Consider the following 19,065-nt stretch of genomic DNA (forward strand, 5'->3'; position numbering starts at 1 on the left):
TTTATCTAGCAAGGAACTAACTCTTCCTCACCCTTGGGATTGGTTTCATCCTCATCCATTTCATCAATAGAAAGATGTGGTTGACCAACTACTCCTGGTTGATTGCCTAAAGCAACCAGTTCCCTATCACGTAAGACTAATGAGCTATCACAAGTTGGGCATGAATAAACTCTATGAGTCCGTCCATAAGAAGAGTCTTCTAACTCGTCAACCAATTCTTGATTAGACAGGTAAAAACCAAGGGCACGTTCGGCAAGTTCTGACATTGGTTCGGAATCTACTGCTGAACGAATCTTCAGTTTTCTGTGCAACTCTGGCGATAAATACAAAGTGACCTTTTGCTTAGTTTGCGTTTGCATATAACTCTTTAACGGTCTTACCCGGGTATGTATATCAAGTTATCGGTTCCTCTATTGGTTGTCAAGACAGTAAAACGTTTTGACGCCAATATTGTTACATTTATTTACATTTGAGGTTGAAATGCTGTTTATTGAGTGATAAATAGCTGACTACAAACCTTTGATAATTAATCAGGACTTAGGCACTCAAAACCTGAAACCTCAATAGAAATTAGCGATCGCTAATTAATGATTGCCTGAGTGGACTTATTTTTTAACTATTTGGAACGTAAGCGGATTAAAGTTGAACACCTTTCCGGTTGTAAACAACTGATATCCACAAGAGATGCCAGCGAATGACACCAGCAGAGAAAAAAGGGACACAGAGCCAATTACAACACCACTGGCAAGGAATAGAGCAATTCCTATGCCAATCAACACCCATCCCAGTTTCCGATTATCGCGCCCACCCCAATTTAGAGCTACTACACCTCCCATACACAGCAAAATTCCAGGTGTGCTGCGTAAGTAGACGCTCACATAAATACTTGTACTTAAAAATGTAACGCCCGCGAGGATTAGTCCTAAGCCAATGAGCTTGCTGGCAAGGATTACTTGTTCCTCTTCTTTGCCGATGGTAGGCGCTGTAATTTTTGTGGGTGCAGAGTTTGGCAGAGGATTTGTTGTAGCAGATGCAGACTGCTGTACCCTAAACATGAAAGTTATTTTGTCTCCCTGCCCAAGAGAAATTCTATCTCCTGGATGCAGTGGGAAAAAAACTTGAGGTTGAAGTTTTGCACCATTAATGTATGTGCCATTGGAACTGCCCAAATCGGTGATATGGTATTCATCTCCATTTATCCAAATTTGCGCGTGGATGCGAGATGCCACATCCGAATCTGGTAAGCCAGAAATATCAATATCTGGTGATTTTTGCTCGTTTGGCTTACCGATGCAAATTACAGAACGATTTGCTGGAAATTGCAAAGATTTGTTGCTTTGGCAGTGAAAAAGCTCCAAAGTTAGCTCGGCTGTTTGAGATGCACTGTGCATAAGTTGTGTGATAAAGCACTCTTTATAAGTTTCTCTACTGAGAACTCAAAAGAGAATGGTAAATATCCTGAATATTATTGAATTTTTAATCAGCGCTCTTTTGGTGCAGTTTGTTCAGCAGTTTACGGATTCGAGAATAGCTAGTAAATTGACGAAGGTATTGATCTGAGTTTCTGGTACTTCAATACAATCAGTGACTTTGGCAAAATGTGTAATGTAAATGGCTACTGCTAATAAAATTCGTAGTTGGGGGCGAAGAATTTATCGGTTTACCGCCAGCGTTAGCGGAGTTATTGCCCTGTTAATAATTTTGTGGAGTTGTACTGCAAATAATTTTAATGCTGGAGCGATCGCCTGGAAAACTTATAGTAACTCCCGTTATGGCTTTGAATTTCCATATCCGAGTAACTGGACTTCTTTAGCAGCCTCAGAAAATGGTGATGGAATTGCGTTTATTTCACCCCAGAACAAAACGGTGGAAATTCGAGGGTGGGCAAGTCAGCAGCTACCGAATTCTATTGTTACAAACCACGAATCAGAGAAAAAGCTCAAACCCAACTTTCAAACCGCCCAAGGAGTATCTGGGGTGCTGGTTGTAGAAGTTGATCAACTAGTAGGTTCAATGACACTGACATTAACTCAGAGTCAAGTGAAATACTATTGGCAAGGACGAAGCAAGAGCCAAGATTTTCAAGAATACTATCGTTTGTTTTATTACATTGCCCAGCAGTATCGAATTTTAAAGTCTTGAAAGATGGGGCATTGGGCATTGGGAATGGGTAAAGGGAAAGGGGTAAGGGGAAAAGGGGAAAGATTAAATTTATTCCTTTTCCCTTTAACCTGGTTGGTGAGCTTGCCGAACAATAACCTTTTCTCCTGCTCCTCTGCTCCCCTGCTCCCCTGCTCCCCTGCCTCCCCTGCTCCCCTGCCTCCCCTGCTCCCTAATCTCCCCACTCTCCCCAAAATCCACATCTCTCTCAGAATGATGATTAAGAGGGTACAGAAACCTGATAGATTTAGCTATCAGCGAGTAAAAACTGGTGAAGATGAAAGTCCTGGTTATTGGTGGTGATGGATATTGCGGTTGGGCAACTGCTCTTTACCTTTCCAATCGAGGTTATGAAGTTGGAATTTTAGATAGTTTGGTGCGGCGGCATTGGGATAATGAACTTGGTGTCGAAACTCTTACTCCGATCGCACTAATTCAACAACGTCTCCAGCGCTGGCAAGATTTGACGGGTAAATCTATCGATTTGTTCATCGGCGATATTACGAATTACGAGTTTCTCCATAAAACATTACAGCAATTTCAGCCAAATGCTTTGGTGCATTTTGGTGAACAGCGTTCGGCCCCATTTTCCATGATTGACCGAGAACATGCAGTTGTTACCCAGGTCAATAATGTAGTTGGGACGTTGAACTTGCTGTACGCTATGCGGGAGGATTTCCCCGACTGTCATTTGGTGAAGCTGGGGACAATGGGTGAATATGGTACACCCAATATTGATATCGAAGAAGGGTATATCACCATTGAACACAATGGACGCAAAGATACCCTACCTTATCCCAAGCAGCCCGGTTCAATGTACCATTTAAGCAAAGTGCATGATAGTCATAACATCCACTTTGCTTGCCGGATTTGGGGATTGCGGGCAACGGATTTAAATCAGGGTGTAGTTTATGGCGTCTTAACCGAAGAAACGGGGATGGACGAACTATTGATTAATCGGCTAGATTACGATGGTGTGTTTGGTACTGCACTAAACCGCTTTTGTATTCAAGCAGCAATTGGACATCCGTTAACTGTCTACGGTAAAGGTGGACAAACTCGCGGATTTTTGGATATTCGGGATACAGTACGATGTGTGGAATTAGCGATCGCTAACCCTGCCGAGGCTGGTGAATTCCGCGTATTTAACCAATTTACCGAACAATTTAGCGTCGGCGACTTGGCATTGATGGTGAAAAAAGCTGGTAACGCTATGGGATTGAAGGTAGAAATCAATCACCTAGATAATCCCAGAGTTGAAAAAGAAGAACATTATTTCAATGCTAAAAACACTAAATTGCTCGATTTAGGTTTACAGCCTCACTTGCTCTCTGATTCTCTCCTCGATTCTCTGTTAAACTTTGCTATCAAGTATCAGACGCGAGTCGATGGCAAACAAATTTTGCCTAAAGTCTCTTGGCACAGAAATTAGCGTAAACCCCAGTAAATCGTGGGTTTAAAATTGGTCGTCGTATTTTAGCACAATATGACGACCAACTATTTATTATTTATCAGGTGTATCTTCCAGCTACTACTAAATTTACTGTTTACTGTTTACTACAGTTATTTTGATTGTGCAGAATTGATTACAGAACGCGAGACAGTTTACTCTGTGTTTAATAGCAAAATGCACTCTTAAGCTGAGATTATCTGCCTGGACTGAATAGTTTTTTATGAGAATTGCCCTGTTTACCGAAACCTTTTTACCCAAGGTTGACGGCATTGTAACGCGCCTGCGCCATACTGTCGATCATCTCCAGCGCAGTGGTAATCAAGTATTGGTGATTGCCCCTGATGGAGGCATCACAGAACACAAAGGCGCTAAAGTTTACGGCGTTACTGGCTTTCCTTTGCCATTGTATCCAGAATTGAAAATGGCACTTCCCCGCCCAGCCATTGGTTACGCTTTAGAAGAGTTTAAGCCAGATATTATTCATGTCGTGAATCCGGCAGTTTTGGGTTTGTCTGGCATATTTTATAGCAAAATTTTCAAAATACCCTTAGTAGCGTCTTATCACACGCATTTACCCCAATATCTCCAGCATTACGGCTTGGGGATGCTGGAGGGTTTTCTTTGGGAACTGCTAAAAGGCGCTCATAATCAAGCAGCTTTGAATCTGTGTACCTCCACAGCAATGGTAGAGGAACTGACAGCACACGGTATTGAACGTGTAGATTTATGGCAGCGTGGGGTAGATACAGAATTATTTTACCCCGATTTAGCTAGTGTAGAGATGCGATCGCGTCTATCACAAAATCATCCAGAAAGTCCATTATTACTTTACGTGGGGCGGCTTTCTGCTGAAAAAGAAATTGAGCGCATCAAACCAATTTTAGAAGCAATTCCCGAAGCGCGGTTAGCATTGGTTGGAGATGGACCGTACCGTCAAGCATTGCAAAAACACTTTGCTGGCACAAACACTTATTTTGTTGGCTATCTTATGGGGCAAGAGTTAGGTTCTGCCTTTGCGAGTGCCGATGCCTTCATTTTTCCTTCCCGCACAGAAACACTAGGTTTAGTACTACTAGAAGCTATGGCTGCTGGCTGTCCGGTAGTAGCAGCCCGTTCCGGGGGAATTCCTGATATTGTGACAGATGGCGTAAATGGATATCTTTTTGAGCCAACAGCAGATGTTCAAGGAGCCATCGCTGCTACTGTTCGACTCTTAGAACAAAAACAACAACGAGATATCATCCGTAAAAATGCTCGCCAGGAAGCAGAAAGTTGGGGTTGGGCAGCTGCTACTAAGCAGCTACAAGATTACTATCAAAAGGTGATATTTTCTGAACAGTTGGCAAAATAAGGAAGTGGGGAGATGAGGGAGCAGGGGAGGCAGGGGAGGCAGGGGAGCAGAGGAGCAGGGGAGGATAATTAATGACAAATGACAAATGCCCCATACCCAATGCCCTATGCCCAAAATCTAAAATTCTTATGAGCGAAACAGACTCATGATATAAGCCCATTTATTTATGGGGATTATTAATTTTGAATTTTGAATTTTTAATTCGGAGCGAAGCAACGTGACACTCCCCAATCCTGGCAGCGTCTTGGCTACATTAACTGAACTGAACCAAGTTAATCGTACTCACGCCTTACTGCGTCGCGTCAAAGACTTATCTGTTAATGAATTTGTTTGCTTACTCGACTTTATAACTGCTGAATTCCAGCAATTTCTGAGAGCTATTGAACTAATCAATAATGAAGCTCTAGAAACTATGCTGGAGAAGGTGCTAGAAGCTATCACACTCAAAATTGGTCAAATTCTGCAAGCAGAACATACAGCCATTTTTTTAGTTGACTATGACAAAGGTCAACTGTGGTCAAAAGTTCCTCAAGATAATACCCAAAAATTCTTAGAAATTCGTACCCCCATTACAGTGGGTATTCCTGGTCATGTTGCCAGTACAGGTCAATATCTAAATATATCTGAAACTTATACTCACCCCTTATTTAGCCCAGAACTCGAAAAACAAATGGGCTACAAAATTCATAATATTTTATGTATGCCCGTTATCAGTAGCAAAAATCAGACTGTAGCGGTAGTGCAACTGGCAAATAAAACCGGGAATGTTCCGTTTAATCATGATGATGAAGAACGTTTTCGAGACTTTGCCGCTTCGATTGGTATTATCCTGGAAAGCTGCCAATCTTTTTATGTAGCAGCTCGCAATCAAAGAGGCGCAACGGCTTTGTTGCGGGCAACTCAGACACTGGGGCAAAGTTTGGATTTAGAAGCAACTTTGCAGATAGTCATGGAGCAAGCTCGAATTTTAATGCAAGCAGACCGCAGCACATTGTTTTTATATCGGAAAGAGATGAGTGAACTCTGGACGAAAGTTGTAGCGGCAGCAGATGGCACAAACTTGATAGAAATTCGCATTCCCGCTAACCGTGGCATTGCTGGCTATGTGGCTTCTACTGGTGAAGCATTAAATATTTCCGATGCCTACAAAGACCCCCGTTTTGACCCAACTACAGATAGAAAAACTGGGTATGTAACTCGTAATATCCTGTGTTTGCCAGTATTTAATTCGGCAAATGAATTGATTGGCGTTACGCAATTAATTAATAAACAACAAGGCAGTTTTACTGCTTCTGATGAAGAGTTTATGCGGGCTTTTAATAATCAGGCAGGAATTGCCTTAGAAAATGCTCGTCTGTTTGAAAATGTGCTGTTAGAAAAACAGTATCAAAAAGATATTTTGCAAAGTCTGTCAGATGCGGTGATTTCTACAGATATGGCAGGACAGATTGTCACAATTAATGATGCCGCACTAGAGTTACTGGGTTGTCCGATAAAAGACGCTGATAGCAAGAACAACAAGCTTTTGTGGGAACAAAACTTGATTGGTCGCCTTGTGTGGGAAGTTGTGCCGATTGAAAATCTGCAAATGCGGCTGGAAGATAGTTTAAAAACTGGAGCTAAACATTATGTACCAGAACAAAGTTTGATAGTGGGACTTTATCAAGTAGTGAGTGCTGTTAGCGATAGCGGGGTGTTTAGCCCGTGCCGAGTACTGCCTGAAACTCAGCACTCAATTTTAGCAGTTCGCGATCGCACTAACTCTGATATTTTCATTCCCTGGAATCAACCTCTGACTCCCCAATCTGAGTTTCTCACTTCTAATAAGGTACAAATATTAGAGCGCAATATTAATCTTACTGTTAATCCCCTGACTAACCCAGAAGGCGGTGTACGTGGTGGTTTAGTGGTTTTAGAAGACATTACTCAGGAAAAACGGATGAAAACTACCATGTCTCGCTACCTAACGCCCCATGTCGCTGAACAAGTTATGGCTTTGGGGGAAGATGCTTTAATGGTAGGCGAACGGAAGGAAGTAACCATTTTGTTTTCCGATATCCGGGGTTACACAACACTTACAGAAAATCTCGGTGCAGCTGAGGTGGTATTGCTGCTCAATCAGTATTTTGAAACGATGGTAGAGGCGGTTTTTAATTACGAAGGCACTCTCGATAAATTCATTGGGGATGCTTTAATGGCGGTATTTGGTGCGCCGTTACCATTGACAGAAAATCATGCCTGGAGGGCTGTGCAGTCAGCGTTAGATATGAGACGACGCTTAGAAGAATTTAACCAACGGCGAATTATCCAGGCACAGCCGCGAATTCGTATTGGCATAGGGATTAGTTCTGGGGATGTGGTTTCGGGCAATATTGGTTCCCGCAAACGGATGGATTATACCGTAATTGGAGATGGTGTAAATTTAAGTTCGCGTTTGGAGGCGATAACTAAGGATTACGGTTGTGATATTGTTTTAAGCGAATTTACTTATCAATTGTGCAGCGATCGCATTTGGGTGCGCCAGTTAGATAAAATTCGAGTTAAAGGGAAACATCAGGCTGTTAATATCTATGAGTTAATTGGCGATCGCAACACTCCCTTAGATGCCAACACTCAAGAGTTTTTATTTCACTATCATACTGGACGCTCGGCTTATTTATCGCGCAACTTCTCACAAGCGATCGCCTGTTTTGAAGCCGCCAAATGCATTCAACCCCAAGATCAAGCTGTTGATATCCACCTAGAACGTGCGCGTAATTATCAACAAACCCCTCCTCCAGAGTCCTGGGATGGTGTCTGGACAATGCTTTCTAAGTAGCCCATTAGTTATTAATCATCCTTCTCCCGTCCAATTCTCTGCGTCTTGCCTTTAACTTTCAGCCTTTCCCTGGTCATCCTGAAACGGGTCTTCGCCAATTCCTAGTTCTTTTTTTGAGCGTTTCAACTGTTTCCATAGATCCTTTATTTGTTCGTAAGCTGCACCTGGAGGTAGTTTTCCACCTGTCTCTAAGTTGCAAATGTAGCTTACTCGTTGGGCAAATTCCTGTAAATTTGCATTAAAAACCAAGTTTTCTGGCTTTACCTGACCGTAGTAGCGACCACGAGGGAAGAGAAAATCATCCTTGTTCACTATTTTGTTCTCCAAGTTCTTCAACTCTCCTTCTGTTTGAATCTCTAAAGCTCTATCACTAGCTTACCTAATCTTCTTTTTGTCAATCTGGGATAAATCTACTCATCCAACTCCTTTTTGAATTGGTGATGCAGAAATTGCTTAATTTAGATTTTGATACTAGAGGATAAAGTTTAAAATACTTTTGTGATAAATGTTACCAAAAAAGTTACTGCCAAAGTAATTTAGAGAGAATATTTGATTTTCCTCCCAGTTATCAATTTATCTCATCTTAATTGATCAAATTTCAATTGTAATTAACTTTGGTTGAAACCTTGAGGTACAAATTATTAAAATATATTTGTAGGTCTTAGTCAAGTTTTATTCGTAAAAATAATTACATTTTTTTAAGTAAATTTACTTAAGTATACTATACATCCAAGTCAATTGTCCTCTATTAAAAGTTAGAGATTCAGTTTTTCATCTTTGGCTACTGAGCAGTCAGCAAGAAAAGGAATTGAGCATTGGTTTATTCTTTTTCACTGCTCCTACTCTTTTATCTTACTTTGCGCTTCTGCCCAATTATTGCAGCTTTACTTCCTCTTCAATCAATCACCAATGGCTAATAGTTATTGACCCACCTTTGATCTTAAGCAGCGAATTCAAACTGTTACGACAAAAGAGGAGGGCACTCGTTTGTCCCTTGGCGCTAGCCTCTCTTTTGGGAGAAACTGCGCGTAGTTTGCTTCCCTGTGAAAGTACAAGTCTGCAAAGCCGCGCAACGCAGTGCCTCCTAAAGCTATCGTTTTCTGCTTTTTACAGTTACTCACCTGCTCAACTCCCGCCTAAGACCTTATGTTCATAGGAGGTCGTTTATAATCGCACTTTAAATCACAGCTTCTTGGCGTTGACAATCAAAAACAACCATGTAAGAAGCATTTGGTGTTTCCTGATAAAGATGCCGCATATAGCCATCGGCATCAGAACGGCTGCGGAAGCGAGCAACAATTTCCCGTTGGGTATTAGGAAGTAGACGAGCGATCGCCCAAGAATTAAGACGTTCTTTATAGGCAATAGCTTGATTGTCTGATTTGGAAGCTGTGTTATCCGTATTTTCTGGCATAATTATGTTAACCGTATGAAGTTTAATCAAGTGCGTTAATTAGTTTCTAGGTAGGAATGCACTAACCCTTTTTTTTATGCTGCTGCCACCTTGTTATTCGATTATTTATAAATTGTCAACACTGAGCGCTATATTTTAGACCAATTGAGTTGGAATTTTCAGGTAGCGATGAATCTCAAATCCTTAATTTGCAATTGTTTCCAGGACACAACAATGCTCAAGCAGAAAGTTTAGCAATTATTGGGTTTGCATTATTTATATGCATACACATAAGTAAAGTCCGCATCAGTGGTAAAATCATCCTCAATGTCTGAAAACATACTATTAAAAGCTTAATAAAAAAAGAACAATAACCTACGTAGAATTTAATGGGTGCGGACACACTCTTAATTTTTCTATCGTGCGAGCAGTAAAGCTACATTGCAGGCATTTACATTTTTTATAGTTAGTTTAGAGTACTTATTAATAGTTTGTTTAAATACTAAAAAATGAATATTTTCGGAGGTTTAACTATAAGTTTAAAAACAAAGATATAGAGCAATTGTTTAATTCAAAATATCTTGACTAATTACCATAAAATAGTTAATATTTTTCGGTAATTTATATGAATGACAATGGACACACCATTTGTAACATCAATAATTCAAAAAGTAGCGGATAAAATAGGAGCGGTAGTTTTAGTAGACCCAGAATGCACCTTTGTAGGACTGATTACATTTAAAAACGGCAATAAAACCTTTTTTCGTAACAGCAGGTTTAGTATTAATTCTTCTGGTTCAACGGCAATAGCTAAAGATAAAGGAGTTTCAAACTTTTTTCTGAATAAATTTGGCTATAAAGTTACTGAAGGCAAAACATTTTTTAGTGAAGAACTATGTGAAGAAATAGCTAATTCCAGGAATATAGATGCAGGATTTTATTATGCTAAAGAGTTAGAATTTCCTGTAATTATCAAGCCGCTCAATCTCAGCCAAGGAACATTTGTTACAAAGGTTCACAACAAACAAGAATATTATCAAGCAGCTAAGAAAATCTTGCAAAAAACCTCAGTATTTATTGTTGAGCGATTTTATAGTGGCAATGACTATAGAATCGTAGTGCTTGATGATGAAGTAGTTTCGGCATATCAAAGAATTCCCTTATTTATAATGGGGGATGGTCAATCTACTATTTTGGAACTTATGCAACAAAAACAGGAAAATTTTATCAAAAATGGTAGAAAAGAAATTATAGATTTTGAAGATTATAGAATCAAAAAAAACTTGCGAAGACGGAAACTAAATTTTAATACTGTTATACCCAAGAATAATATAATCTATCTTTTAGACAATGCAAATTTATCGACTGGAGGCGAGGCAGTAGACTTTACTGAAAATATTCATCCTGATTTTCAAAAATTAGCAATAAGTATCACAAAAGATATGGAATTGAGATTAGCAGGTGTGGATATTCTTACTAATGATATAACTTCGCCAATGGAAGATTATACGATCATTGAAGTAAACAGCGCTCCTAGCTTAAGTCACTATGCTTCATTTGGTGAAGTTCAGACAAAAAGAGTAGAGAATTTATATCTCAAAGTTCTCAAAGCACTTGAAAATGAGAATAACAGAGAAAAATGTTGATTTTAACTGGAAACGGAGCAAGAGTTGCTCCGCTCTAGGTATCTCTTCACAAATCTTTATTTAGTAAGGATTCAAATTCCGCTTGTAAGGCGGTCATATCCGCCAATCTTGTAACTAGTAAATTATCTTTACCAGCATCACTTAAACGTACTTTCCAATAACGAATACTGTCTGAGTTGTTCAACCAAAATTGAATCACGGTATCTACCACTTGATCAAGGTTCCAACCCCACTTTGCTGGAACTGATTCCACCGATTCTAGAAAGGTATCTAGTGTACATGTATGCATTCCCAAGTATTCTATGCCTTGGTGGGGTGGTTTTTGCCCATTTTGCTGTTGGCAATCAAAAAACTGCAAAAGTGGAGATACTCCGACAATATCAAAAGTGTATTTCATGCCAGTACTCCCAATTTTAAATTATTTGTAGGAAAAATTTAGTTACTTCTAAAATAACGTCTGGAAAGGAACTAAAACATCTAGAAAAAGTATTGGTTTGGTCTATATCATAGGCATTAAACTTCACTCATAAATTAGCACTCAATGCTTGTTAGTGCTAATTTTTATTCGAGAATTTAATTGATTATTAAAGAGTTTCAGGCATGAATTAAGGGATGTATGTATTTTTAATAATTATTTAATTAATTACCTGGCGGCTTGTAAAAGCTTGATCTTGCCTAAGTGGATGTTTTAAGGCTTGTCAATATCTGAGACGGGGAGCAATACTTTTCGGGTTTTGGGGGAAAGGGGAAAGGGAAAGGTTTTAATTCACCTTTCCCCTTTACCCTTTAACCTTTTCCCAGACCAAAGGAGAGATTGTTAGGCTTATCCGAAAAGTATTGAGAAGGGGAGTGGAGAATAGGGATTAATGTAGTTCAATTACTTGAAAAGCACTATAAATTGCTTGGTAGTGCAGTTTTGAAAGTGTCACTCACTATACTCGCCTTTTGATTGAAGCAGTGATAGGATTCAGTTGTGTGAGGAGCAAGTTAAAAATAAAAAGCGTCTGGGGTGGAAACACGGCAACACTCCCAGGCGCTTTTTAGTTGGTATACAGAAAATTGACAACGAAGTTCAAAATCCAAAATTCATTAAGTAGCGCCAAATTCAGCTTGTAAAGCTTCATCGTTATTGTCAGCGATCGTTGCGACAATGGTAATTAGCCGAGACACTTCGCCAGGAGATAGTTCTGCTAAGGTGCGTGTCGATATTACAACCACGCGGTTTTCAATAATACCAAAACGTGCTTCAAAAGTGCTGGAGCAGTTTAACTCCAAAAGATAGCGCATCAACTTAGGTTCGTCTTTAGCGGGTAAATTTAGTACTGTAGACCAAACCGTTATAGTGTCTTCATCGGTTGTGCCGTTGAGTTGGACAAATACTTCTACACTTCCGTACTTAAACTTCCAGAGATAACCACCCTCTGGAGTGTGGCTAACCATCGCACTATCATCTTGTTCTAAAGAATCGATGACATTTTCAATTACCTCCACATGGTTAATGCTTGTCGTTTCGGCGACTAACTCATTAATGGATTCGTTACTAGTTAGGGTTTCTGGGTAGCTTGTCATACAGATTTTTTCTCAACATACTCGCTGTTTTATCTACACATACTTTATAACTTGTGGACGCAGTTAGTTTGAGCTTCCTTTTGGTCTACTTTCCAAATATAGGAGGAGACCACTTCGACTACGCTCAGTGACCGGGGGCAGGGGGCAGGGGGCCACTTCGACTACGCTCAGTGACCGGGGGCAGGAGTAAAACTATTACTGTTCGTAGCATTCACGCTTGTCATGATGTCCTAACCTATGTGACTACGGCTATATCTAATACCAATTCACTAAAATAATGAGACAGATGCAAACCCCGAAAGCCTTACTAATTCTGACTTTTTTAATTTTGAATTTTTAATTTTGAATTTTGAATTGGTATAAAGTGTGGGACTACGATCGCATTCTAAAACTAGAGTATTTTGTCTACATCAGAAAAATTAGCTGGAAGCCGAAAACGTTCCTCCCGCCACAATTCGGGATGGTGGCGGGAGGAAGAAAGAATTATTCTGGAAAAAATCAATAGACGGTTAGCTTAACCTACGTCATCATGGGCAAAACGGTTAAAGAGGAAGTCTAGGGCGTAGTTACGCAGTTGGTAGTATTGTGGGTCTTCCATGATGCGGGCGCGATCGCGGGGACGAGAAAAAGGAATTTCCATGACTTCACCAATTTTCGCATGAGGCCCGTTGGTCATCATTACCAATTTGTCTGCTAAAAATAGTGCCTCGTCGATGTCGTGGGTAATCATCAGCACTGTACAACGGTTATCACCCCAAATTTTCAGCAATTCTTCTTGTAATTCTTCTTTGGTGATCGCATCCAGCGCCCCAAAAGGTTCATCTAAAATTAAGATTTTGGGACGGATCGCTAAAGCACGGGCGATAGAAACTCTTTGTCTCATCCCGCCGGACATTTGCATTGGTTTCTTTTCCATCGCATCAGCCAGCCCCACCATTGCTAAATGATCGCGGACGATCGCTCTTTTTTCGGCTTGTGGTTTGTTGGGATAAACGGCGTTAACAGCTAAGTAAATGTTTTCAAAAGCAGTCCGCCAAGGTAACAGTGCATAGTTTTGGAAGACAACCATTCTGTCTGGGCCTGGTTGGGTAATGGGTTCTCCTTCTAGTAAGACTTGGCCGGAGGTGGGAAAGTTAAAACCAGATACCATATTTAGAAGTGTCGATTTGCCACAGCCAGAGTGACCGATGACGCAAATAAACTCGCCCTGTTCGACGTTGAGGTTAACGCCGTCGAGTACGGTGAAGGGGCCTTGCTTTGTGGGGTAGACTTTGGTAACGTCTTTAATTTCTAAAAAAGGTCTGCGGTTGGTGGTTGCACTGACGAATGGTTTTCCTAGTGTGGTTGTAGCTGTCGAGTTGCGGTTTTGCATGGTATTTGGTATTTGGGGATTAAAAAGCTTAATGTAGGCGATGTGCAAATGAATATTTTGAACTCTCTCCAAACCTCTCTCCTTTTAGGAGAGAGGCTTTGAATTTTCCCCCTTCCCTACAAGGAAAGGGGGTAGGGGGTTAGGTCTTTTATTGATTTTTCCACATAACGTGAAAAATTAGATTGTTAATGAAGTTCAAAGGCTCATTAATGAGGTTCAAAGACTCATTAATGAGGTTCAAAGACTCTTTAATGAAGTTCAAAGACTCATTAATGAGGTTCAAAGACTCTTTAATGAGGTTCAAAGGCTTATTAATGAAGTTCAGAGGCTCATTAATGAGGTTCAGAGACTCATTAATGGAGTTCAAAGACTCATTAATGAGGTTCAGAGACTCATTAATGAGGTTCAGAGACTCGCGCGTGATGTGTTACTGTTTGCACTTCCTCTTTCTTTCACTATTCTTTTTATGAGGCAAGTCTCCTTCTCGGTGCATCTAGAACAACTTCCGCGACTGAAAAATCACGTTTAATTTTCAAGCTGTTGAGATAAGCGATCGGATCGTCGGCGTTAAAGGGAGTACCATCGAACAGTTTGATCGGTTGGCGAATATAGCTAATATCCAAACCTAATTCTCGTGCGGCGGTACTAAAAACACGCACGCGACATACTCGTTCAACTACTTCTACCCAATTTCTGGGGAAGGGAGTATCACCCCAACGTGCCAATTGACTCATAATCCAAATTTGTTCGGTGCGGCTGGGGCGGTTAATGGCAGACTCAGAATAAAACTGATGATGGGCATAGTCTTGTAACGGATGGTCTAAGTCACAGGTGAGACTATCTGGATCTTCAAGTTGAATGTATTCTAAATCAGTGCTGACGTACTCTCGCCCTGCTAAAATATGGCGAATTTCTTGGGCATTATCGGGATTTGCACAATACACGCAAGCTTCTAATAATGCTTTGGTTAAGGCGATATGCGTATTTGGATAATTTTCTGCCCAATCTTCGCGCACACCAAGAACTTTACCGGGATGTCCGAACCAAACTTCTAAGTCGGTAGCGATGGTAAAGCCGACATTTTCCACGGCGGCGCGGTAGTTCCAAGGTTCGCCGACGCAGTAACCATCGATGCTTCCGGCTTGTAAGTCGGCTACCATCTGCGCTGGGGGAATGGTCTTCATATCCACATCGGTGTCGGGGTCAATTCCACCAGCTGCTAGCCAGTAGCGCAGTAGCAAGTTGTGCATAGATGCGGGATGCACTACTCCCATTGTGTGCCTTTGATCGCGAGTGGAAAGCAGATATCTTTTAAAATCTGATAAGGTTTGCACGCCTCGGTCATAAAAGCGTTTTGCTAAGGTGATAGCGTTACCGTTGCGAGTCATGGTGAGGGCACTAACAACGGGCAGAGGTTGGTTATTATTTCCTCCTAAAGTTAGCCACATCGGCATCCCTGAAGGCATTTGAGCGGCATCCAAATAACCGCCAGTCATGCCATCGACGATACCCCGCCAGTTGCTTTCCCGCACCAGGTTAACTTCATCTAAACCATGCTTGAGAAAGAAGCCTTTTTCTTTAGCAACTGCTAAGGGGGCGCAAGCGGTAAGAGGTAAAAAGCCAATTTCTAGGTTAACTTTTTCCAATCCATGACGGGCAACGTCGGCAGTTTTCCGCGCCCGAATTTTTTTGATGCGTTTTTGCTGATTGAGGAAGTAAATCATCTCACTCCGCAAGCTGTAGTAGCTGGGATGTTCTACTACTTCCATCCGCTTGCGGGGTCTGGGAATATCTACTTCTAAGATGTCACCAATTTTAGATTCGGGGCCGTTGGTTAACATCACGATTCTGTCAGATAATAGCACCGCTTCATCGACATCATGTGTCACCATCACGGCGGTAACTTGATTTTCTTCGCAGATTTGCATGAGTTGTTCTTGCAAATTGCCGCGTGTGAGTGCATCTAATGCGCCAAAGGGTTCATCTAGCAGCAGTAATTTCGGACGAATTGCTAAGGCGCGGGCGATCGCAACTCGCTGCTTTTGTCCACCTGATAACATTCCCGGTTGTTTATCAGCATGGGGACGCAAACCCACCATATTTATATGTTTTTCGACAATGGCGTTGCGTTCATCTGCGGGTAAACCCTTCATTACCGAGTCCACGGCAAGGGCAATATTTTCTCTGACTGTCCGCCAAGGTAATAGCGAATAATTTTGGAACACCACCATCCTGTCTGGGCCGGGTTTGGTGATTTTTTGTCCTTCGAGAGTGACAAGACCTTCAGTAGGCAAATCCAAACCCGCAATCATATTTAATAAGGTGGATTTACCGCAACCGGAGTGACCAATCAAAGAAACGAATTCTCCTTTTTTAATTTGGAGATCGATTCCTTTAAGGGCGATATATTTGCCACCACCAGTTAATTCAAAAACTTTTTCAATTTGGTCAACAGCTACGAACATACTTATTTTTCCTTTGTTATTTGTCTTTTGTTATTTGTCTTTTGTCTTTGGTATGTTGTCATTAGGTCGTGTTTTCAAATCTCTCTTTAAGCACCTTAGTCTTTGAAGATCCCCCCAACCCCCCTTAAAAAGGGGGGCTTTTAGAGTTTCTTTTCCCCCCTTTTTAAGGCAGGCTTTTAGAATTTATTTTCCCCCCTTTTTAAGGGGGGTTAGGGGGGATCTTCGAGTTTGAAAACAGTCCCTAGTCTTTAGTTTTTTACAAATGACCAATGACCAATGACTAATGACTAATGACTATTTCTGTTCTGCTGGTAAAATCTTGTTTTGCAGCCAGCCCATCGCTTTATCTAGAAGCAACCCAACAACGCCGATATAAACTAGAGCTAAAATCACTTCGCTGACGTTGTTATTTTGATAAGCGTCCCAGATAAAGAAGCCGATGCCGACAATACCGGACATGACGATTTCGGCGGCGATAATCGCTAACCAAGCTAAACCGATCGCAATTCTCAAGCCGGTAAAAATGTAGGGTAATGCCGCAGGAATCAAAATATTGGTGAAATATTCTTTGCGGCTAAGTTGCAGAACTTTGGCGACGTTGTTGTAATCTTGAGGAATTTGGGTAACGCCGACAGCAGTGTTAATTAAGATGGGCCAAATGGCGGTGATGAAAATTACGAATAAGGCGGCTGGTTCGTTTTGTCGTAAAGCTGCTAAAGAAATCGGAACCCAAGCTAGAGGTGGTACTGTCCGCAGTAGTTGAAAGATGGGGTCTAAAGCTTTGGACATGGTTTTATTTACCCCAATCAAAATGCCCAAAGCAATACCAACGATCGCAGCTAGGGTATAACTGATGGCGACTCGTTGCAGACTAGCGAGAATCTGCCAAAATAGACCTTTATCAATGCCACCTCGGTCATAAAATGGCCAGAAAATCAACACCCAAGTGTCTTGAATAACCTGTATTGGCCCTGGTAATGTGGCTCCTGGAATCCAAGCGAAAAGTTGCCAGATAACGAGGAAAATGGCGATGGCGATCGCTGGTGGTATCAGGTCAGGAAATTGCTTTTTCAGGCTGGATATAAAGCTATTATTCAATTTAGGGCTTGCAGGGCGTTTTTGAGCTATTGTCATGATGTTGTATTCTCCGCAAATTTTATTTGTTATTTGTATTAGACGCGATTCATCGCATCTCTAAATATTGACCTTCTTAATTTGCAAATTCTTCAAATATTCTTCTGGTTTATCGGGGTCAAATTTGATGCCATCAAAGAACTGTTCTACACCACGGGATGTGTTTGTCGGAATATCAGCAGCAGCAATGCCAGCTTCTTTAGCAGCTTCTTTCCAAATATCTTCACGGTTGACTTTGTTGATCAGTTCTTTAGCTTTGGCAGCATTATTATCAATGTAATCTTTTGGTAAGAATCCCCAGCGAACGTTTTCAACTATGAACCATAAATCATGACTCTTGTATGGATAAGAAACATTACCTTTTTCATCTTTCCAGTAATAAGCAGCCATTGATTTATCGTCAATTTTCCGGCCATCACCCATGTCATACTTCCCTTGGTATGGATCTGCCAGTATTTCAGGTGAAGGAAGATTGAAATAATTTCGTCCAGCCAAAATTTGAGCCGCTTCTTTGCGGTTATCAAAATTATCTAGCCACTTTTGGGCTTCCATTATTCCTTTTAAAATTGCTTTGGTAGCCTTGGGATTTTTATCAACCCAATCGCCTCTCATCGCGAGGTATTCTTCAGGATGATTCTTCCAAATTTCTGCGGTTAATGCTGCTAAGTAGCCGATTTTGTCTTGCACCAGACGATAAGGCCAGGGGTCGCCTGTACTAAAGGCATCCATTGTTCCTGTTTTCATGTTGGCTACAGTTTGCGCTGCTGGTACTGTGAGCAATTTCACATCGGCATCTGGATCTAAGCCGCCTGCTGCTAACCAGTAGCGAATCCATAAATCTTGGTTGACGTGGGGAAAGGTAAATGCAGCTGTGAAGGGTGTTGAAGATTTTAATTCCTTAAACAAAGACTTAGAACTGGCGAGTTGTAAGCTAATACCTTTGCCTTGGTGCTTGTTGGCGATCGCAATTCCATTTCCATGTGTAATTAATTGACATAATACATACATGGGTATTTTTTGATTGCCTTTGGTAATTAAACCTTCTGTAATTAAATGTGGCATTGGCATCTGCCATTGACCGCCATCTATACCACCACCGGCAGAACCAATTTCTACGTTGTCTCTGGCTGAACCCCAAGAAGCTTGTTTGGAAAGGTCAACATTAGTCATGCCATACTTGGCAAAAAATCCTTTTTCTTTAGCAATAATTAAAGGAGCCGCTTCTACAATGGGAATATACCCCAGCTTGACTGTAGTCGTTTCTGGCGTTTGTTCAGAACTAATATTAGCAACCGACTGAGCAGTTGGCTGTGCTTTCGTGCTTCCACCAGTCAGGTTTTCAGGGGGATTACCCAAACAGCCTTTGAGTAATACAGCACTTGCAGATACTCCGGCTGTGAAAATGAATTTGCGGCGAGAAATTTGATTAAAAAATTCTGTCATAAATATCTCCTGAAAACGTGAATGTTATTTTTTATAGCTATGACAATTTAGGCAAAAAACGTTATGTTTATTGCACTATTAATGATTAATCAAGCTATATTTGCCCACGCGATCGCAGCCATTTCATCACTGATACGGCTACTTATACAAAAACTCGGCTAATTCATTTGCTCTGCTTTTCTACTGTGATGCAGAGGTATCATTCACCTTGTTGAAAATAGTTTACAGCCTTTGAAGCTGAATTTGTTAACTCCGAGTCTG

General features: G+C 41.0%; 15 protein-coding genes. 5 read left to right on the top strand and 10 right to left on the bottom strand.

The annotated features are described in order from the left end of the window. Positions 1-5: 5 nt before the first annotated feature. Both RMX98_RS27005 and RMX98_RS27010 read right to left on the bottom strand, forming a co-directional pair. Positions 6-359, bottom strand: a complete 354-nt coding sequence (locus tag RMX98_RS27005) for a hypothetical protein (RefSeq protein ID WP_322682065.1) — start codon at positions 357-359, stop codon at positions 6-8. A gap of 246 nt (positions 360-605) precedes the next feature. After that, complete coding sequence (locus RMX98_RS27010; protein ID WP_322682064.1) at positions 606-1,391, bottom strand: FHA domain-containing protein; 786 nt, start codon at positions 1,389-1,391, stop codon at positions 606-608. Positions 1,392-1,611: 220 nt separating this feature from the next. Here RMX98_RS27010 and RMX98_RS27015 point away from each other — a divergent pair, with 220 nt between their 5' ends. The 4 genes from RMX98_RS27015 to RMX98_RS27030 all read left to right on the top strand — a co-directional run bounded on the left by RMX98_RS27015 (position 1,612) and on the right by RMX98_RS27030 (position 7,782). After that, positions 1,612-2,142 carry a hypothetical protein gene (locus tag RMX98_RS27015; protein ID WP_322682063.1) on the top strand — a complete coding sequence of 177 codons (531 nt, stop codon included), beginning with the start codon at positions 1,612-1,614 and terminating at the stop codon, positions 2,140-2,142. Between the two features lie 295 nt (positions 2,143-2,437). Then, positions 2,438-3,592 carry an NAD-dependent epimerase/dehydratase family protein gene (locus tag RMX98_RS27020; RefSeq protein ID WP_322682062.1) on the top strand — a complete coding sequence of 385 codons (1,155 nt, stop codon included), beginning with the start codon at positions 2,438-2,440 and terminating at the stop codon, positions 3,590-3,592. 241 nt (positions 3,593-3,833) lie between these two features. After that, on the top strand, positions 3,834-4,964 hold the full coding sequence (locus RMX98_RS27025) for a glycosyltransferase family 1 protein (protein ID WP_322682061.1): 1,131 nt from the start codon (positions 3,834-3,836) through the stop codon (positions 4,962-4,964). Between the two features lie 217 nt (positions 4,965-5,181). Continuing rightward, on the top strand, positions 5,182-7,782 hold the full coding sequence (locus RMX98_RS27030) for a GAF domain-containing protein (protein ID WP_322682060.1): 2,601 nt from the start codon (positions 5,182-5,184) through the stop codon (positions 7,780-7,782). A 51-nt stretch (positions 7,783-7,833) separates the two neighbouring features. Here RMX98_RS27030 and RMX98_RS27035 read toward each other — a convergent pair whose 3' ends face one another. Further along, entirely contained in the window at positions 7,834-8,109 is a 276-nt protein-coding gene (locus RMX98_RS27035) for a hypothetical protein (RefSeq protein WP_322682059.1), read from the bottom strand. 850 nt (positions 8,110-8,959) lie between these two features. Beyond that, positions 8,960-9,196 (bottom strand): hypothetical protein, encoded by a 237-nt coding sequence (locus RMX98_RS27040; protein ID WP_322682058.1) that lies wholly within the window; start codon positions 9,194-9,196, stop codon positions 8,960-8,962. A 614-nt stretch (positions 9,197-9,810) separates the two neighbouring features. On the opposite strand from RMX98_RS27040, the gene RMX98_RS27045 reads away from it, so the two are divergent. After that, positions 9,811-10,821, top strand: a complete 1,011-nt coding sequence (locus RMX98_RS27045) for a cyanophycin synthetase (protein WP_322682087.1) — start codon at positions 9,811-9,813, stop codon at positions 10,819-10,821. Between the two features lie 46 nt (positions 10,822-10,867). On the opposite strand, the gene RMX98_RS27050 is transcribed toward RMX98_RS27045, so the two are convergent. The 6 genes from RMX98_RS27050 to RMX98_RS27075 form a co-directional block, all read right to left on the bottom strand. Continuing rightward, the gene (locus RMX98_RS27050; RefSeq protein WP_322682057.1) at positions 10,868-11,218 is read right to left on the bottom strand and encodes a hypothetical protein; all 351 of its coding nucleotides are present in this window, start codon (positions 11,216-11,218) and stop codon (positions 10,868-10,870) included. 692 nt (positions 11,219-11,910) lie between these two features. After that, positions 11,911-12,390, bottom strand: a complete 480-nt coding sequence (locus RMX98_RS27055) for a YbjN domain-containing protein (protein WP_322682056.1) — start codon at positions 12,388-12,390, stop codon at positions 11,911-11,913. A gap of 514 nt (positions 12,391-12,904) precedes the next feature. Continuing rightward, positions 12,905-13,762, bottom strand: a complete 858-nt coding sequence (locus tag RMX98_RS27060; protein ID WP_322682086.1) for a nitrate ABC transporter ATP-binding protein — start codon at positions 13,760-13,762, stop codon at positions 12,905-12,907. Positions 13,763-14,226: 464 nt separating this feature from the next. Beyond that, a complete protein-coding gene (locus RMX98_RS27065) occupies positions 14,227-16,233 on the bottom strand; it encodes a nitrate ABC transporter ATP-binding protein (protein ID WP_322682085.1) in 2,007 nt (668 codons plus the stop codon). 288 nt (positions 16,234-16,521) lie between these two features. Continuing rightward, a complete protein-coding gene (gene ntrB / locus RMX98_RS27070) occupies positions 16,522-17,361 on the bottom strand; it encodes a nitrate ABC transporter permease (protein ID WP_322682055.1) in 840 nt (279 codons plus the stop codon). Between the two features lie 60 nt (positions 17,362-17,421). Next, on the bottom strand, positions 17,422-18,804 hold the full coding sequence (locus tag RMX98_RS27075; RefSeq protein WP_322682054.1) for a CmpA/NrtA family ABC transporter substrate-binding protein: 1,383 nt from the start codon (positions 18,802-18,804) through the stop codon (positions 17,422-17,424). Positions 18,805-19,065: the final 261 nt, after the last annotated feature.

The sequence above is a fragment of the Nostoc sp. DedQUE02 genome (assembly GCF_034531035.1).
GTDB lineage: Bacteria > Cyanobacteriota > Cyanobacteriia > Cyanobacteriales > Nostocaceae > Nostoc.